The 18851-nt window shown below is 37.1% G+C and carries 12 protein-coding genes; 8 read left to right on the top strand and 4 right to left on the bottom strand.

The window, feature by feature from the left end; genetic code table 11:
* Positions 1 to 2: 2 nt before the first annotated feature.
* Positions 3 to 224: a helix-turn-helix domain-containing protein gene (locus LEUM_RS08545; protein WP_011680354.1), complete on the bottom strand. Its 222-nt coding sequence runs from the start codon at positions 222 to 224 to the stop codon at positions 3 to 5.
* A gap of 300 nt (positions 225 to 524) precedes the next feature.
* Between LEUM_RS08545 and LEUM_RS08540 the strand changes: the two genes are divergently transcribed.
* Positions 525 to 5069 (top strand): glycoside hydrolase family 70 protein, encoded by a 4545-nt coding sequence (locus LEUM_RS08540; RefSeq protein WP_011680353.1) that lies wholly within the window; start codon positions 525 to 527, stop codon positions 5067 to 5069.
* A gap of 55 nt (positions 5070 to 5124) precedes the next feature.
* On the opposite strand, the gene LEUM_RS08535 is transcribed toward LEUM_RS08540, so the two are convergent.
* Both LEUM_RS08535 and LEUM_RS08530 read right to left on the bottom strand, forming a co-directional pair.
* Entirely contained in the window at positions 5125 to 5532 is a 408-nt protein-coding gene (locus tag LEUM_RS08535) for an ImmA/IrrE family metallo-endopeptidase (protein WP_011680352.1), read from the bottom strand.
* A gap of 6 nt (positions 5533 to 5538) precedes the next feature.
* Positions 5539 to 5928, bottom strand: coding sequence for a helix-turn-helix domain-containing protein (locus LEUM_RS08530; RefSeq protein ID WP_011680351.1), 390 nt, complete (start codon positions 5926 to 5928; stop codon positions 5539 to 5541).
* A 152-nt stretch (positions 5929 to 6080) separates the two neighbouring features.
* On the opposite strand from LEUM_RS08530, the gene LEUM_RS08525 reads away from it, so the two are divergent.
* The 3 genes from LEUM_RS08525 to LEUM_RS08515 all read left to right on the top strand — a co-directional run bounded on the left by LEUM_RS08525 (position 6081) and on the right by LEUM_RS08515 (position 15525).
* Positions 6081 to 6293, top strand: a complete 213-nt coding sequence (locus tag LEUM_RS08525; protein ID WP_011680350.1) for a helix-turn-helix domain-containing protein — start codon at positions 6081 to 6083, stop codon at positions 6291 to 6293.
* 84 nt (positions 6294 to 6377) lie between these two features.
* A complete protein-coding gene (locus LEUM_RS08520; protein ID WP_242824521.1) occupies positions 6378 to 10520 on the top strand; it encodes a KxYKxGKxW signal peptide domain-containing protein in 4143 nt (1380 codons plus the stop codon).
* A 421-nt stretch (positions 10521 to 10941) separates the two neighbouring features.
* Positions 10942 to 15525, top strand: coding sequence for a glycoside hydrolase family 70 protein (locus LEUM_RS08515; protein WP_011680348.1), 4584 nt, complete (start codon positions 10942 to 10944; stop codon positions 15523 to 15525).
* Between the two features lie 56 nt (positions 15526 to 15581).
* Here LEUM_RS08515 and LEUM_RS08510 read toward each other — a convergent pair whose 3' ends face one another.
* On the bottom strand, positions 15582 to 16001 hold the full coding sequence (locus LEUM_RS08510; RefSeq protein ID WP_011680347.1) for an Rrf2 family transcriptional regulator: 420 nt from the start codon (positions 15999 to 16001) through the stop codon (positions 15582 to 15584).
* A gap of 138 nt (positions 16002 to 16139) precedes the next feature.
* On the opposite strand from LEUM_RS08510, the gene LEUM_RS08505 reads away from it, so the two are divergent.
* From LEUM_RS08505 to LEUM_RS08490, 4 genes are all read left to right on the top strand, one after another.
* Positions 16140 to 16745: a nitroreductase family protein gene (locus LEUM_RS08505; RefSeq protein WP_011680346.1), complete on the top strand. Its 606-nt coding sequence runs from the start codon at positions 16140 to 16142 to the stop codon at positions 16743 to 16745.
* 24 nt (positions 16746 to 16769) lie between these two features.
* Positions 16770 to 17420: an NAD(P)-dependent oxidoreductase gene (locus LEUM_RS08500; protein ID WP_010283757.1), complete on the top strand. Its 651-nt coding sequence runs from the start codon at positions 16770 to 16772 to the stop codon at positions 17418 to 17420.
* A gap of 106 nt (positions 17421 to 17526) precedes the next feature.
* Positions 17527 to 18030, top strand: coding sequence for a DUF1440 domain-containing protein (locus LEUM_RS08495; protein WP_011680345.1), 504 nt, complete (start codon positions 17527 to 17529; stop codon positions 18028 to 18030).
* A gap of 106 nt (positions 18031 to 18136) precedes the next feature.
* Positions 18137 to 18805: an aggregation-promoting factor C-terminal-like domain-containing protein gene (locus LEUM_RS08490; protein WP_010293994.1), complete on the top strand. Its 669-nt coding sequence runs from the start codon at positions 18137 to 18139 to the stop codon at positions 18803 to 18805.
* Positions 18806 to 18851 lie beyond the last annotated feature (46 nt).

The following is an 18851-nucleotide window of genomic DNA, read 5'->3' as shown; positions in this document are numbered from 1 at the left end:
TTTTAAGTTGTTTTTTTTTTTCCAAAAGCAGCCGAAAAATATTCTTCAAATGAAATGTTTAGGGCGTCACACAGTAAAAGTATGGTGTGATCAGTTGGTTCTGTCTTATTGTTCTCTATTCTAGACACCATTGATTGTGATCCAATTAAAACACCCAACCGTTGTTGAGATATTCCTCGTATTTTCCTAATTTCTTTGATAACAGATCCTTTTTTATTATTCATATCCTCAGTAACCTATAATTATTTAATTTTTTATATTTTATTTAAAAGCAGTGACTTATTATATATTAAAATAACCTTAATATTTTCTAATTATTCAATTCTGCATAATTTATTTTAAATATTTGTTTCATTATATATTAAAATAGTTAGTTTTAATGATTAACGTTTGTAAAAAACATTTGTTGACAAAACATTCTTAGTCATAAATGTTTAGGATCTCACAAGCACAAATAACCGTTTTGATTAGAGAATATAGTAGTTATTTGTGCCAAAAAGGGAAAGAATGAAGGGAAGAAGTAAATGAGAAATAGAAATGCAACAAGCGTTTTCCGGAAAAAGATGTATAAATCTGGGAAAATGTTAGTCATTGCAGGGAGTGTTTCAATAATTGGTGTTACCAGTTTTATTCAACAAGCACAAGCTGATGTTTCACAAAACAATGGGGTAGTAGTGGCCACGGCAGTCGATCAATCGAATTTGGATGCGACTACGTCTGACAAATCAATCACAACAGATGATAAAGCTGCAACAACAGCAGCTACATCAACAGATGATAAGGCTACAACAACAGTAGCTACATCAACAGATGATAAGGATACAACAACAGCAGCTACATCAACAGATGATAAGGCTACAACAACAGTAGCTACATCAACAGATGATAAGGCTACAACAACAGCAGCTACATCAACAGATGATAAAGCTGCAACAACAGCAGCTACATCAACGGATGATAAAGCTGCAACAACAGCAGCTACATCAACGGATGATAAAGCTGCAACAACAGCAGATACATCAACAGATGATAAAGCTGCAACAACAGCAGCTACATCAACAGATGATAAGGCTACAACAACAGCAGCTACATCAACAGATGATAAAACAGCAACAACAGTCGGCACATCTGATAATAACAATTCAGCTACAGCGAGCGATAAAGATGTAAGTTCATCGGCACAAAAAAGTCAAACGATTGATAACAATTCGAAGACGGCCGATACTACTGCAGCATTAGAAGCTAGTTCAAAGAATCTGAAAACGATTGATGGCAAAACATATTATTACGACGATGATGATCAAGTAAAAAAGAACTTTGCTACCGTAATTGATGGTAAGGTACTTTATTTTGATAAAGAGACTGGCGCATTAGCTGATACAAATGACTATCAATTTTTAGAAGGATTGACTAGTGAAAATAATACTTATACGGAGCATAATGCCTCAGTTGGTACATCTTCTGATAGTTATACAAACGTTGACGGGTACCTAACAGCCGACAGTTGGTACAGGCCTAAGGACATATTAGTCAACGGTCAAAACTGGGAATCATCAAAGGATGACGATTTACGACCATTGTTAATGACTTGGTGGCCAGATAAGGCAACACAAGTAAACTATTTGAATGCGATGAAGTATTTAGATGCCACTGAAACGGAAACTGTTTATACTTCAGATGACAGTCAAGACGCTTTGAACAAAGCAGCACAGAACATTCAAGTGAAAATTGAAGAAAAAATTAGTCAAGAAGGCCAAACACAATGGCTAAAGGATGATATTTCAAAATTTGTTGATAGCCAATCAAATTGGAATATTGCTAGTGAATCAAAAGGAACTGATCATTTGCAAGGTGGTGCATTGTTGTATGTCAATAGTGATAAAACACCAGATGCCAATTCTGATTATCGATTACTTAATCGCACACCAACAAATCAAACAGGCACGCCTTTGTATACGACAGATCCAACTCAAGGTGGTTATGACTTCCTCTTGGCCAATGATGTGGATAATTCAAACCCAGTTGTTCAAGCAGAACAACTAAATTGGATGTATTACTTGTTAAACTTTGGATCAATTACTAATAACGATGCAGATGCTAACTTTGATAGTATTCGAGTAGATGCTGTTGATAACGTTGATGCCGACTTATTGCAAATTGCAGCTGATTATTTCAAGGCAGCATATGGCGTCGATAAGAGTGATGCAATTTCGAATCAACATGTTTCCATTCTTGAAGATTGGAGTGACAATGATGCTGAATATGTGAAAGACAATGGCGACAATCAATTGTCAATGGATAATAAATTGCGTTTGTCATTAAAATACTCACTCACTATGCCAGCAGTCGATCAATATGGTAATAAAAGAAGTGGATTAGAACCTTTTTTGACAAATAGTTTAGTTGATCGTACAAATGATTCGACAGATAATACCGCACAACCAAATTATTCTTTTGTTCGTGCACATGATAGTGAAGTACAAACAGTTATTGCTGAAATTATTAAACAAAGAATTGATCCGGATTCTGATGGCTTATCACCAACGATGGACCAATTAACAGAAGCGTTTAAAATTTATAATGCTGATCAGTTGAAAACGGATAAAGAATTCACACAATATAACATTCCAAGTACTTATGCCACAATACTAACGAATAAAGATACAGTGCCACGTGTGTACTATGGTGATATGTATACAGATGATGGTCAATACATGGCAACAAAGTCACTTTATTACGATGCAATTGATACTTTGCTGAAGTCTCGTATCAAGTATGTTTCTGGCGGGCAAACAATGTCTATGAAATATATGCAAGGTGATAGTAGTATGGCTGCTGACAGTTATAGAGGCATTTTGACATCAGTTCGTTATGGTAATGGTGCCATGACTGCTACCGATGCAGGGACAAATGAAACACGTACGCAAGGTATTGCAGTAATTGAAAGTAATAACCCAGATTTGAAGTTGAGCAGTACAGATCAAGTAGTTGTAGATATGGGCATAGCGCACAAAAACCAGGCTTATCGTCCTGCTTTGTTAACAACTAAAGATGGCATAGATACTTATGTATCTGATAGTGATGTCTCACAAAGCTTAATAAGATATACAAATAGTAATGGGCAACTTATTTTCAATAGTTCAGATATTGTTGGTACAGCAAATCCACAAGTTTCTGGATACTTGGCTGTCTGGGTACCCGTTGGTGCTTCAGATACTCAAGATGCGCGAACTGAAAGTAGTACAGCAACAACTGCTGATGGACAAACATTACATTCAAATGCCGCACTTGATTCTCAAGTTATTTATGAAAGTTTCTCTAACTTCCAATCTACACCAACAACAGAAGCTGAATATGCTAATGTGCAAATTGCAAACAATACTGATTTATACAAGAGTTGGGGAATTACGAACTTCGAGTTTCCACCACAATATCGTTCAAGTACGGATAGTAGTTTCTTAGATTCAATTATTCAAAATGGTTATGCATTTACTGATCGTTATGATCTTGGATTCAATACACCAACGAAGTATGGTACTGTAGATCAACTCCGTACAGCTATTAAAGCTTTGCATGCGACAGGTATCAAGGCAATGGCAGATTGGGTACCAGACCAGATTTATAATTTGACAGGTAAAGAAGTGGTTGCGGTACAACGTGTCAACAACTCAGGAATCTATAATCAAGATTCTGTAATTAATAAAACATTATATGCTTCACAAACCGTTGGTGGCGGAGAATATCAGGCACTATATGGTGGAGAGTTCCTTGATGAAATCAAGAAATTGTACCCTTCTCTATTCGAAAAAAATCAAATTTCAACCGGCGTACCAATGGATGCTAGTGAAAAGATAAAAGAATGGTCCGCTAAGTACTTTAACGGTACTAACATTCAAGGTCGTGGTGCTTACTATGTCCTTAAGGACTGGGCTACAAATGAGTACTTCAAGGTAAGCACTTCAAGCAACAGCAGTGTATTTTTGCCAAAGCAGTTGACGAATGAAGAATCAAACACTGGATTTATTTCAACTGATGGTGGGATGACATATTATTCTACAAGTGGATACCAGGCAAAAGATACATTCATCCAAGATGACAAATCTAATTGGTATTACTTTGACAAGAATGGTTATATGACATATGGTTTCCAGACAGTCAATGATAATAATTATTACTTCTTGCCTAATGGTATTGAATTACAAGATGCTATCTTAGAAGATAGTAAAGGAAATGTTTATTATTTCAATCAATATGGCAAACAAGCTGTTGATGGATACTACATGTTGGCTAATAAAACTTGGCGTTACTTTGACAAAAATGGTGTTATGGCTAATGCTGGCTTAACAACCGTGACTGTTGATGGGCAGGAGCATATCCAATACTTTGATAAGAACGGTATTCAGGTCAAAGGGACTTCCGTGAAAGATGCAGACGGAAAGCTACGCTACTTTGACACTGATTCTGGTGATATGGTGACGAACCGCTTTGGTGAAAACACAGATGGTACATGGTCATACTTTGGTGCTGACGGTATCGCTGTAACTGGTGCACAGACAATTAGTGGGCAAAAATTGTTCTTTGATGCCGACGGACAACAGATTAAAGGTAAGGAAGCGACTGATAAAAAAGGCAAAGTGCATTATTATGATGCTAATTCTGGTGAAATGATCACTAATCGTTTTGAAAAGTTATCAGATGGATCATGGGCGTACTTTAATAAAAAAGGTAACATCGTAACCGGCGCACAAGTCATTAATGGTCAACATTTGTTCTTTGAAAGCAACGGTAACCAAGTTAAGGGTCGTGAATACACGGCTACTGATGGGAAGATGCGCTACTATGATGCAGATTCTGGTGATATGGTGACGAATCGCTTTGAACGAATATCAGACGGATCATGGGCATATTTTGGTGCTAATGGTGTTGCTGTAACTGGGGAACAAAATATAAATGGACAACAACTGTATTTTGATGCCAATGGTCATCAAGTTAAGGGAGCCGCAGTAACACAAGCTGACGGTAGCCAAAAATATTATGACGCAAATTCTGGAGAGATGATTAAAAGCTAACCGAATTTAGCTAATAACACAAAAAAGTGTCATCAATTAATTGGTGGCACTTTTTTTATGCTAATATTTTTTCAACAAGATGCGTTATTTGACCAAGACCAAACGCTTCAATAAAGTGAAACCGCCGTTCCCAACGTTCTTGTTTTAAGGGGATTTCTGAGAAATAAAAATCTACTAAAATTTGGATAGCATGTAAATTAGCTTCCGTTTCATCTGATAATTTTGAAAGAGGAGAAAACGCGTAAGTATCGTTGCTTCTTGTATAAATTAAATGAGATATTTCATGCGCAATTCGAAAATAGCGACTGAAATTTGTTTTGTAATTATTGTTGATGATGATAGCTCTTTTACGACCATTGGCCACATCTGGGTCAAGTTCTGTGCCATCAATATGTATTAATGTCAAACCATTTTTTTGCACGATTTGTTCAAGATAGTTTGAAATTCTGTCATCTATGTACACTGAAAATTAATCCTCTTTTGTTTTTTCATCGACATCTGGCAAGGTGCGGAGTATGGACAAAATTGCTTCGCGATATTCTGGGGATAAAGGTTTTCCTTCAAAAGACAAGAGCAAATCATCATCGGCAAATTGTTTGCCAAGATCTACACTATTGGGGTGTTTAGGTGAAGTATGGGAAGTAATTCCGGCAATATGTAATATTTCATCTTTTGATATTCTCAGTCCTTTAGCAATGCGATAAAGTGTTTCGACTTTAGGAATATTTTTATTGCCATTTTCAATCTGAGATAAATAGGCGGATGAAAAATTACCTTGTAGGGCAGCTTGACGAACAGTATAATGCTTTTTTTCTCTAATATGTTTAATTTTTTGGCCGAACTGTTCTTTTGTTACCATATATGCAAACCCTCCTGTTAGTTGTTTACTTTTATTATATACAAATGAAAAACAAACATAAACACAATAAGTTGCAAAACAGAATATAAAACGTTTGACAATGTGATACAACGCCTATATAATGACACTATGATAAAGAATGGGGAAGATAAATGTCACTAACACTACAATTTCGAGATGCTACTTCAGTCAGAAAGGAAATCGCAATACGTGGGGAAAGTATTGCGATTTTTTCCAAAAGAATAGGGGTCAATTATTCATTGATGACAGAATATTTAAATAATAAGAAGCATCCATCACCACCAACGGCTAAAAAAATTGCTAAAGGACTTGATAAAGAAATCAAGGATATTTTTTTCATTTAAATGTTTGCTAAAGTTATACAATTATTGTTTAACGTTTATCAAAATGATATAATGAACACTTACAATAATTACTCGGGGGAGCATATGGAAAATAGAAAAGATCAATATAAATTATATAAGTCAGGGAAATTATGGATAACTGCAACGGTTGCTGTGGTGTTGTTTAACGCATCTGTAACAGTTGTCAGTGCTGATGATGGAAAGACTACAGAGCAAAGCAGTTTAGTTCAAAATGATAAAGATGTCGCTCTCGTATCAGAGAATCCATCGGACAATCAGACATCTATGGCGGTAGATGATACGGAAATTGTCAGTGCTGTTGAATCGGCTGAAAGTGTGGGGGTTGTTGTTAAACAGGAACCCACCCGAAGTAATATAGTGAGTGATTCTGAGAATACGGAGGATATTGCTAAGGTTAAAAACGATATTGCAAGTGACTATGAACAACAAATTGCTGAACTACAGAATGCTGAAAAGACGCAACAGCAAAATAATCAACAATTTAATCAACATACTGAAGAATACGAATCAGCTTTACATAAGGGGAAACAGCAAAATAAGGATGGCAAAACACAGATTGCAACATCAGCTGCTAAACAAGCATTGGATTTTGATACTTCAAAACCGGCGGATGAGAGTAGTCCAACGTCGAATATAGAACCCAGCAAAATCTGCACGGGTATTGGTTCACATTCAAATCTCAGCGATAGTACGAAGGTATGGGAATATGTAGGGCCACAGGTATTGAATGCTACAATCGAAAAAACGTGGTCACGTTCAGGAAGTATCGAGGATGCTGATGGTAATAAGCGAAGTGTCGATTTTCACGAAATTTTCCATGATTTTCAATTACAAAATGGCAATTGGAATGACACTAACAACTATAAGGAGTCTGGCATTCCGCATTTAGCTATCAGTAGTAATGCCGTTGATAACATATGGGCAACGAATCTAAATTGGCAAACAACTTTCTGGTTTACCTATAGTGATAGTCATGAAGTTGTACCGATTTCTAAGGTTTCCGGTTCAAATGAGGAACCTAAAGTATATTTCTTGTCTGGGTCCTTAAGTTCGACAAATTTTGCTGGTCCAGAGTGGGATAACTGGAACGGTAATCGCAAAGAGTATGTTCAAACGAATGACGCCAAAACAGCTATTATTAATGAGCAATCAACAATTGGCTTAGATTATATCAGCGCTGATGGCATTGCAGACAATGCCCCTGATGGACTTGCCTATGTAAACACAAGTGCTGATTTCCAATCCCCAAATTGGGATGAGGATACTAACCCACAACATTATGCTATTGAAGAAGGTGTATCTTTTACAGATTTTACAACGGATAAACCAACATTGTATATTGGTGCAGTTCCGATGAATAAAAATGCTCGTTGGTGGCATGAAAATCATAATATGAATTCTGATGAACTAGCATTTTTGAAAAAGCCGGAAAAGATTGATCCAGTTACGGTTACTTATCATTTAAATACTATAACGTACGAAAAAAACAATAATATTCAACCATTAGTAGCAGAAATTACTGATTCAGATCCCGAAGTTCATCAGGAAAATGAAGTATCAAATGATACAAGAACACCTGAAAATAATCAGAAGGGTTATGGTGCAGCAACTAGCCCAGCTTTGACAGAATCAAGCGTGAAAAATCAATCTGAAGTCACAGTTCACTATGTTCTTAAGAGGATAAATGGCAAAGAATTACAGTCGACGCAAACTATTAAGGGAACTAGTGGTCAATCTTATTACGATGAAGTAGGTAATTTCATTAGCAATAATTCAGACGAAGATGTAACCACATATGAGATTCCAGAAACATTTAATCAAGAAGTGGCAGGCATTACCAATTCTAATGATGGATTACTACATTATACTTATACAGCAGATGGTAATGGCGGTGTATTTACTGAGCAAAAAAATATTTCTAATCCAAAACAGAATGTTTGGGTGATTTATACTTATTCTGTTGATGGCAAGAACGGCCAAGACGGAAAAGATGGCGTAAACGGCATCGATGGTCAGAACGGTGTCGATGGCAAAAACGGCGTAAACGGTATAGACGGTCAGAACGGTGTTGATGGAAAAGACGGCGTAAACGGTATAGATGGTCAGAACGGTGTCGACGGAAAAAATGGCGTAAACGGCAAAGATGGTCAAAATGGTGTCGATGGCAAAGATGGCGTAAACGGTATAGACGGTCAGAACGGTGTTGACGGCAAAGATGGCGTAAACGGTATTGATGGTCAAAATGGTGTCGATGGCAAAAATGGCGTAAACGGCAAAGATGGTCAAAATGGTGTCGATGGCAAAAATGGCGTAAACGGTATTGATGGTCAAAATGGTGTCGATGGTAAAGATGGCGTGAACGGTATCGATGGTCAGAACGGTGTTGACGGCAAAGATGGCGTAAACGGCATCGATGGTCAGAATGGTGTCGATGGCAAAGATGGCGTAAACGGCATCGATGGTCAGAACGGTGTCGACGGCAAAAATGGCGTAAACGGTATAGACGGTCAGAACGGTGTTGACGGCAAAAATGGCGTAAACGGCATCAATGGTCAAAATGGTGTCGATGGCAAAGATGGTGTAAATGGCATCGATGGTCAGAATGGTGTCGACGGCAAAGATGGCGTAAACGGCAAAGATGGTCAAAATGGTGTCGACGGAAAAGATGGTATGAATGGTATCGATGGCAAAGATGGCGTAAACGGCATCGATGGTCAGAACGGTGTCGACGGCAAAAATGGTGTAAACGGTATTGATGGTCAGAACGGTGTCGATGGCAAAAATGGCGTAAACGGTATAGACGGTCAGAACGGTGTTGACGGAAAAGATGGCGTAAACGGTATTGATGGTCAGAACGGTGTCGATGGCAAAAATGGCGTAAACGGCATCAATGGTCAAAATGGTGTCGACGGAAAAGATGGCATAAACGGTATAGACGGTCAGAATGGTGTCGATGGCAAAAGTGGTGTAAACGGCAAAGATGGTCAAAATGGTGTCGATGGCAAAAATGGTGTAAACGGTATTGATGGTCAGAATGGTGTCGATGGCAAAAGTGGTGTAAACGGCAAAGATGGTCAAAATGGTGTCGATGGCAAAAATGGTGTAAACGGTATTGATGGTCAGAACGGTGTTGACGGAAAAGATGGCGTAAACGGTATTGATGGTCAGAACGGTGTCGATGGCAAAAATGGCGTAAACGGCATCAATGGTCAAAATGGTGTCGACGGAAAAGATGGCATAAACGGTATAGACGGTCAGAATGGTGTCGATGGCAAAAGTGGTGTAAACGGCAAAGATGGTCAAAATGGTGTCGATGGCAAAAATGGTGTAAACGGTATTGATGGTCAGAACGGTGTCGACGGAAAAGATGGCGTAAACGGCAAAGATGGTCAAAATGGTGTCGATGGCAAAGATGGCGTAAACGGCATCAATGGTCAAAATGGTGTCGACGGAAAAAATGGTATGAATGGTATCGATGGCAAAAATGGTGTAAACGGTATAGACGGTCAGAATGGTGTCGATGGCAAAGATGGCGTAAACGGCAAAGATGGTCAGAATGGTGTCGATGGCAAGAACAGTTTAAATAATCAAGAGGCCACAAATAGTATTGAGGACAAAGATGTTGCAGACAGCATTGATACTAAAAAAGGGCGAGACAATACGGAGAGCTTTAAAAGTAATGCCTTAAGTACATCCAAAACAAGCGGTGATGCCATAGAGGAAATGATAGTCAAAGAAGAGTGCTCACCTACTGAAAACAACAATCAAGTTCAAGAAGAGCAAGTTTCAGCTAACGATGCAGATAACGTACCTAATCAAGGGTTAGAGAGTTATTATCAAGCCGATCACAATTCTGATCAAAGCACTTTTTCAGCCGATCAATTAAAGGAAAATGATTTAGCTGCTATCATTGGGGGGACAAGTAGTTACCACAAAAGTGAGCAAAACCAGAATGAAGGAAAGACTTTGCATACGGATAATTTAGAAGCAAAAGATAACGCCAATGATATTTCTAGATTAAATCAAACTACCAATGCTGTAGTTTCTCAAAAAGATCTTGAAAAACAGAAAATAAATCAATCCAAAAATAATGGGTTACAGCTCCCTAAAACAAATGGACACCGATATTTTGCATCGGCATTGGAAGCCTTTATACTAGCGATGTTGCTTATAATTTCTAAATTATACAAAAAGATTAGAATATGATGTAATAAATAACAATAATATTTATTTTTAATTACTTTATATTTATTATTACCAACACGATTTATTTATAAAGATACTAATTTCATTATTTCGTATATTTATTACGAGACATATTAGTCTTGTTAAATGCCTCTTTTATATATTATGTGATTTTATTTTATTTTTTTATTATTTTATAATCAATAAAATTAATGACTAATTAATAATAATTAACATTGTTAACTTATCACTAGATAAGTTAACAATGTTTTTTTATAAAAAAATTAATGTTTATAATATTAATATAATTCTCTGATTGACTGTTTTTACAATGTTTTTTAAAAATATGTCAATTATGTATTGAAATTTTTACTGTTTTTACAAATAAATTAAGTTATAATTTTTCAATGTAATAGAAGAGAATATTATAAGGAGAAAATTTATGCCATTTACAGAAAAAGTAATGCGGAAAAAGCTTTATAAAGTTGGGAAAAGTTGGGTAGTTGGTGGGGTTTGTGCTTTTGCATTAACCGCCTCATTTGCTTTAGCAACACCAAGTGTTTTGGGAGACAGTAGTGTACCTGATGTGAGTGCGAATAACGTTCAATCTGCTTCAGATAATACAACGGATACGCAGCAGAACACTACGGTTACCGAAGAAAATGATAAAGTACAGTCTGCAGCTACTAATGATAATGTAACAACAGCTGCAAGCGACACAACGCAATCTGCTGATAATAATGTGACAGAAAAACAGTCAGATGATCATGCACTTGATAATGAAAAAGTCGATAACAAACAAGATGAAGTCGCTCAAACCAATGTTACTAGCAAAGATGAGGAATCAGCAGTTGCTTCAACTGACACTGATCCTGCTGAAACGACAACTGACGAAACACAACAAGTTAGCGGCAAGTACGTTGAAAAAGACGGTAGTTGGTATTATTATTTTGATGATGGCAAAAATGCTAAAGGTTTATCAACGATAGACAACAATATTCAATATTTTGACGAGAGTGGTAAACAAGTCAAAGGACAGTATGTCACAATTGATAATCAAACATATTATTTTGATAAGGACTCAGGTGATGAGTTAACTGGTCTGCAAAGCATTGATGGGAACATAGTTGCTTTTAACGATGAAGGGCAACAAATTTTTAATCAATATTACCAATCTGAAAATGGTACAACATACTATTTTGATGATAAAGGACATGCTGCTACCGGTATTAAGAATATCGAAGGCAAAAATTATTATTTTGATAATCTTGGGCAACTAAAAAAAGGCTTCTCTGGTGTGATTGATGGTCAAATAATGACATTTGATCAGGAAACAGGGCAAGAAGTTTCTAACACAACTTCTGAAATAAAAGAAGGTTTGACGACACAAAACACGGATTATAGCGAACATAATGCAGCCCACGGTACGGATGCTGAGGACTTTGAAAATATTGACGGCTATTTAACAGCTAGTTCATGGTATCGTCCAACAGATATTTTACGTAACGGAACAGACTGGGAACCTTCTACAGATACAGATTTCAGACCAATATTGTCAGTGTGGTGGCCAGATAAGAACACCCAGGTCAACTATTTAAATTACATGGCTGATTTAGGGTTTATCAGTAATGCGGACAGTTTTGAAACTGGGGATAGCCAAAGCTTATTAAATGAAGCAAGTAACTATGTTCAAAAATCAATTGAAATGAAAATTAGTGCGCAACAAAGTACAGAGTGGTTAAAGGATGCAATGGCGGCCTTCATTGTCACGCAACCACAGTGGAATGAAACTAGTGAAGATATGAGCAATGACCATTTACAAAATGGCGCATTAACTTATGTCAACAGTCCACTGACACCTGATGCTAATTCAAACTTTAGACTACTTAATCGGACACCAACAAACCAGACTGGTGAACAAGCGTATAATTTAGATAATTCAAAAGGTGGTTTTGAATTGTTGTTAGCCAATGACGTTGATAATTCAAACCCTGTAGTACAAGCAGAACAATTGAATTGGTTATATTATTTAATGAATTTTGGTACGATTACGGCCAACGACGCGGATGCTAATTTTGATGGTATTCGTGTAGATGCAGTCGACAATGTGGATGCTGATTTGTTACAAATTGCTGCCGATTATTTCAAACTAGCTTACGGTGTTGATCAAAATGATGCTACTGCTAATCAGCATCTTTCAATTTTGGAAGATTGGAGTCACAATGATCCTTTGTATGTAACAGATCAAGGAAGCAATCAATTAACCATGGATGATTATGTGCACACACAATTAATCTGGTCTCTAACAAAATCATCTGACATACGAGGTACAATGCAGCGCTTCGTGGATTATTATATGGTTGATCGATCTAATGATAGTACAGAAAACGAAGCCATTCCTAATTACAGCTTTGTACGTGCACACGACAGCGAAGTGCAAACGGTTATTGCCCAAATTGTTTCCGATTTGTATCCTGATGTTGAAAATAGTTTAGCACCAACAACAGAACAATTGGCAGCTGCTTTCAAAGTATACAATGAAGATGAAAAATTAGCAGACAAAAAGTACACACAATATAATATGGCTAGTGCTTATGCGATGTTGCTAACCAATAAGGATACTGTTCCTCGTGTCTATTATGGCGATTTATATACAGATGATGGTCAATATATGGCAACAAAGTCACCATACTATGATGCGATTAACACTTTGCTGAAGGCTAGAGTCCAATATGTTGCTGGTGGCCAATCGATGTCCGTTGATAGTAATGACGTGTTAACAAGTGTTCGCTATGGTAAAGATGCCATGACGGCTTCTGACACTGGAACATCTGAGACGCGTACTGAAGGTGTTGGGGTCATCGTCAGCAACAACGCGGAACTACAATTAGAGGATGGGCATACAGTCACATTGCACATGGGGGCAGCTCATAAGAACCAAGCTTATCGTGCTTTGTTATCAACAACTGCAGATGGATTAGCTTATTATGATACTGATGAAAATGCACCTGTGGCGTACACAGATGCTAACGGCGATTTGATTTTTACGAATGAATCAATTTATGGTGTACAAAATCCACAAGTTTCTGGTTACTTGGCAGTTTGGGTTCCGGTAGGTGCGCAACAAGATCAAGATGCACGAACGGCCTCTGATACAACAACAAACACGAGTGATAAAGTGTTCCATTCAAACGCTGCTCTTGATTCTCAAGTCATCTACGAAGGTTTCTCAAACTTCCAAGCATTTGCTACAGACAGCAGTGAATATACAAACGTAGTCATCGCTCAGAATGCGGACCAATTTAAGCAATGGGGTGTGACAAGCTTCCAATTGGCACCACAATATCGTTCAAGTACAGATACAAGTTTCTTGGATTCAATTATTCAAAACGGGTATGCATTCACGGATCGTTATGACTTAGGTTATGGCACACCGACAAAATATGGAACTGCTGATCAGTTGCGCGATGCTATTAAAGCCTTACATGCTAGCGGTATTCAAGCCATTGCCGATTGGGTGCCGGACCAAATTTATAATTTGCCAGAGCAAGAATTAGCTACTGTCACAAGAACAAATTCATTTGGAGATGACGATACAGATTCTGATATTGACAATGCCTTATATGTTGTACAAAGTCGTGGGGGTGGTCAATATCAAGAGATGTATGGTGGTGCCTTCTTAGAAGAGTTACAGGCACTCTATCCATCCCTATTTAAAGTGAATCAAATCTCAACTGGCGTTCCAATTGATGGCAGTGTAAAGATTACTGAGTGGGCGGCTAAGTACTTCAATGGCTCTAACATCCAAGGTAAAGGTGCTGGATACGTATTGAAAGATATGGGTTCTAATAAGTATTTTAAGGTCGTTTCGAACACTGAAGATGGTGACTACTTACCAAAACAGTTAACTAATGATCTGTCAGAAACTGGCTTTACACACGATGATAAAGGAATCATCTATTATACATTAAGTGGTTATCGTGCCCAAAATGCATTTATTCAAGATGATGATAATAACTATTACTATTTTGATAAAACAGGTCATTTAGTAACAGGTTTGCAAAAGATTAATAACCATACCTACTTCTTCTTACCTAATGGTATCGAACTGGTCAAGAGCTTCTTACAAAACGAAGATGGTACAATTGTTTATTTCGATAAGAAAGGTCATCAAGTTTTTGACCAATATATAACTGATCAAAATGGAAATGCGTATTACTTTGATGATGCTGGTGTAATGCTTAAATCAGGGCTTGCAACGATTGATGGACATCAACAGTATTTTGATCAAAATGGTGTGCAGGTTAAGGATAAGTTTGTGATTGGCACTGATGGTTATAAGTATTACTTTGAACCAGGTAGTGGTAACTTAGCTATCCTACGTTATGTGCAAAACAGTAAGAATCAATGGTTCTATTTTGATGGTAATGGCCATGCTGTCACTGGTTTCCAAACAATTAATGGTAAGAAACAATATTTCTATAATGATGGTCATCAAAGTAAAGGTGAATTCATTGATGCAGACGGTGATACTTTCTATACGAGTGCCACTGATGGTCGCCTAGTAACTGGTGTTCAGAAGATTAATGGTATTACCTATGCTTTTGATAACACAGGAAATTTGATCACAAATCAGTATTATCAATTAGCAGATGGTAAATATATGTTGTTAGATGATAGTGGTCGTGCGAAAACAGGGTTTGTATTGCAAGATGGTGTACTAAGATACTTCGATCAAAACGGTGAGCAAGTGAAAGATGCTATCATTGTGGATCCAGATACTAACTTGAGTTATTATTTCAATGCAACACAAGGTGTCGCTGTAAAAAATGATTATTTCGAGTATCAAGGTAATTGGTATTTAACAGATGCTAATTATCAACTTATCAAAGGTTTTAAAGCAGTTGACGACAGCTTACAACATTTTGATGAAGTCACTGGTGTACAAACAAAAGATAGTGCTTTAATAAGTGCTCAGGGTAAGGTTTACCAATTTGATAATAATGGAAATGCTGTGTCAGCATAAGCTTTCTGTATATATAGTGAAAAGCCAAAGGTCCTTTTGACCTTTGGCTTTTTGATTTAATTGTCTATTTGAATTTCCTTGATGATATCGGCTAATTTAATTTTATTCATTTCTTTTTCGGCAGCTTCTTGTACTTGGTTATAGTATTTATCCAAAGTTGTCTGAATGTGACTACCAACATTACAATTTTGATTTGTTTTGGTGTCAATTTTGAGAAATGAGGTGTCTTCCTCCACAGCGCGATAAATATCTAATAAACTAATTGTGTCGGCTGGACGAGCTAATTTTGGATCTGCACGTCCATTACTAGATAATAAACAACCATCATTTTTGAGCTGTGACATAATCCGTCGAATAACCACGGGGTTAGAGTTAACACTCTTAGCAATTTGTGTGCTTGACAGGTCAGTGCCTTGATTAATGACGATATAAGTTAGAATATGTATAGCATCGCTTAACTTAGTAGAGTATTTCATGGTTATGTTCACTTTCTAGTATCTTTTCGATACTTTTTTCTTGACAAATTTTCATTATCCGTAGTATGATTTACCTGTAACAAATATTGTTACAGTCTATAATTAAAAGTATACTACAAAATGAAAGAGGTGTCACACATGGTTAATCAAGATTATATTGAAACAATTAAGAAAAGGCGATCGATTTATGCATTAGGCAAGAATGTAGCTGATAACAATGAGGACATTGCCCAATTAATTCAGTCAGCAATTAAAGAATCACCAAGCTCTTTTAACAACCAAACGGTCAGAGCTGCGATTTTATTTGGTGAATCATCTGATAAATTATGGGAAATAGTTGCCGAAAGATTAAAGTCAGAAGTTCCTGATGAAGAAAGTTACAAAGCAACTCGTCAAAAAGTTGATAGTTTCAAGGCGGGCGTTGGAACAATCCTGTTCTTCACGGATGATGATATTGTTCAGCAATATCAAGAACAGCTTTCTTTATATGCGGAAAACTTTCCAATTTGGGCTGATCAAGCAAATGGTATGGCCCAGATTAATGTTTGGCAAGCCTTGGCAGCAAATGACATTGGTGCCAGCCTGCAACACTATAATCCTTTGATAGATGACGACGTACATACAGCATTTGATATACCTGAATCATGGAACTTACGTGGTCAGATGCCATTTGGATCAATTGAAGCACCAGCAGGTACTAAAGAATACATGACGGATGATGCACGCTTTAAGATCTTTAAGTAATTAGTATTAAGAAAGAAGGCAAACATGGCAATTAAAATTGGTGTTATTGGCGCAACAGGTATGGCTGGCTCTGCAGTATATCAAGAAGCTTTCGATCAGGGATTTGATGTTACCGCGATTGTAAGATCTACTGTCAAAGCGCACAAAACACTTGGTCAGGACGCAAAAGTCTTGGAAAAAGATGCGTTTGCATTGACTAAAGAAGAATTGTTGCAGTTTGATGTAATTATTAATGCATTTGCTACAGCTCCTGCGCTGGCATATCGACATATTGATTTAGCAGCCTATCTTATTGGACTGTTCCGAGAAACAACTGTTCCACGTTTAATCTTTATTTTAGGTGCAGGCAGCTTGATGACTGGGGAAGACAACCATTTACTATTAGAGGATTTAAAAAAATTGCCAGATGCTGCTTCTTGGGTATCAATACCAGATAATCAGAAAAAGGAACTAGACTTTTTACGAAATATTGATAATGTCAATTGGACTGGTGTATCACCTGGTATTACTTTCCAAGCAGGCGAAGCAACCCAATATAAGTTAGGAACAGACTATCTGCTTTTTGGTGAAGATAACGAATCTGTTACAAACAGTGGTACGATGGCCAAAGCAATTGTGTCAGAAATTATTAAACCAAGTTCGGAAAAAAAGCGTTTCACAGTGGTTAATGCTTAATAGTTTGAACAAAAGAGCGACCTTCTTATGAGCGTTGCTCTTTTGTAATATAAAAATAACGTGTAGTATAAAAAGTGAAATATTTTAGTTGGTAAGGGAGAAATTTATGTTGAAATTTTTGTTGGCTGTCGTTGTAATTGGAACGATTGCAGGGGTTATTTCTGGAATGGTTAAAATCGGCTGGGAAGCGATTTTACCACCAAGAACACAAGAACGTGATGAAACTAATCCGCCACAGCGGTTGCTGCAACAAATGGGTATACCACGAAAATGGACGCACGCCTATTTTTATTATGCTACTGATCAAAAAGTGCACTATGTAGCGCTAATCATGCACTTTTCTTTTTCGATTGCCTTCGGTGTATTGTTAGTTTTGCTTGATCAATATTTCCCTATTGTTACGTTTGGACAAGGTAGCGTGTATGGTGTTGTGATTTGGATCATTTTCCATATTATTATTTTACCAGCTACGAAAACCATTCCATCCGCTTTAAAACAACCGTTTTCAGAACATTTCTCTGAATTTTTGGGTCACATTGTATGGGGTTGGTCAATGTATTTAATAATGATTGCACTGATTGTGGTAACTAATTGGTTACCAAATTACTAAATATTACACATTTAGTTAAACGCTTATCAAAGTTTTGTATATTAAGTATTTTTAGACCACGTTTTTATCATCATTTGTAATATTTACGTAATATTTTGGCGGCACAATGGATTACATGATGAAGAGAATAATAATAATAAGTGCCCTATTAACTGGTTTATCTTTAGTTGTTTTGGGAACGCAACTTGAAACAGAAAACCAGCCTGCTGAAGCCGCCAGTATGAATCAAACCGTGAATGTCAAAGCAGTTAGTTCTGCCATTTCATCATTTACGGATGTTAAGCTTACTAAAGTTGAAGCAATACCTAAAAAAGTAGTAACTTCTAGTGAGAAAAATGAAGTTAAAGCGAATTCGCAACCAAGTGAAGCACAAGAAAAAGCTGCAGATATAGCGCAAGTAACCAGTGTATCTTCTGCAACAACGACTGCCGAAGTGTCAAAAACAGCTGTTACAGTGAATGAGACGCAACCAACACAGGTCGTTGCAGAAAGTAATCAGTCAACACAGAATACAACCGTAACAGAAACACCGGTTGCATCATCAGACATACAATGGTTAATCCAACATGAAAGTGGCGGAAACGTCAATGCTCAAAACGGTGCATACTATGGTATTGGTCAGCTGTCTGAAAATTACTACGCGCAATATGTTCCGGGAAAAGATTATCATGGTAATTATGCAGTCCAGTTAGAAGCAATGCAGAAGTATATCTCTGCTCGCTATGGAACTGTTGCTAATGCTATTGCTCATTGGCAAGTTAATAATTGGTATTAGTCAAACACGTAACACGACATACGTGTTTTTTTGTTATAATGGGAAA

Origin of the sequence: Leuconostoc mesenteroides subsp. mesenteroides ATCC 8293, assembly GCF_000014445.1 — a bacterium.
In the GTDB taxonomy this organism is placed as follows: domain Bacteria; phylum Bacillota; class Bacilli; order Lactobacillales; family Lactobacillaceae; genus Leuconostoc; species Leuconostoc mesenteroides.
This window is presented reverse-complemented; position numbering and strand designations above follow the sequence as displayed.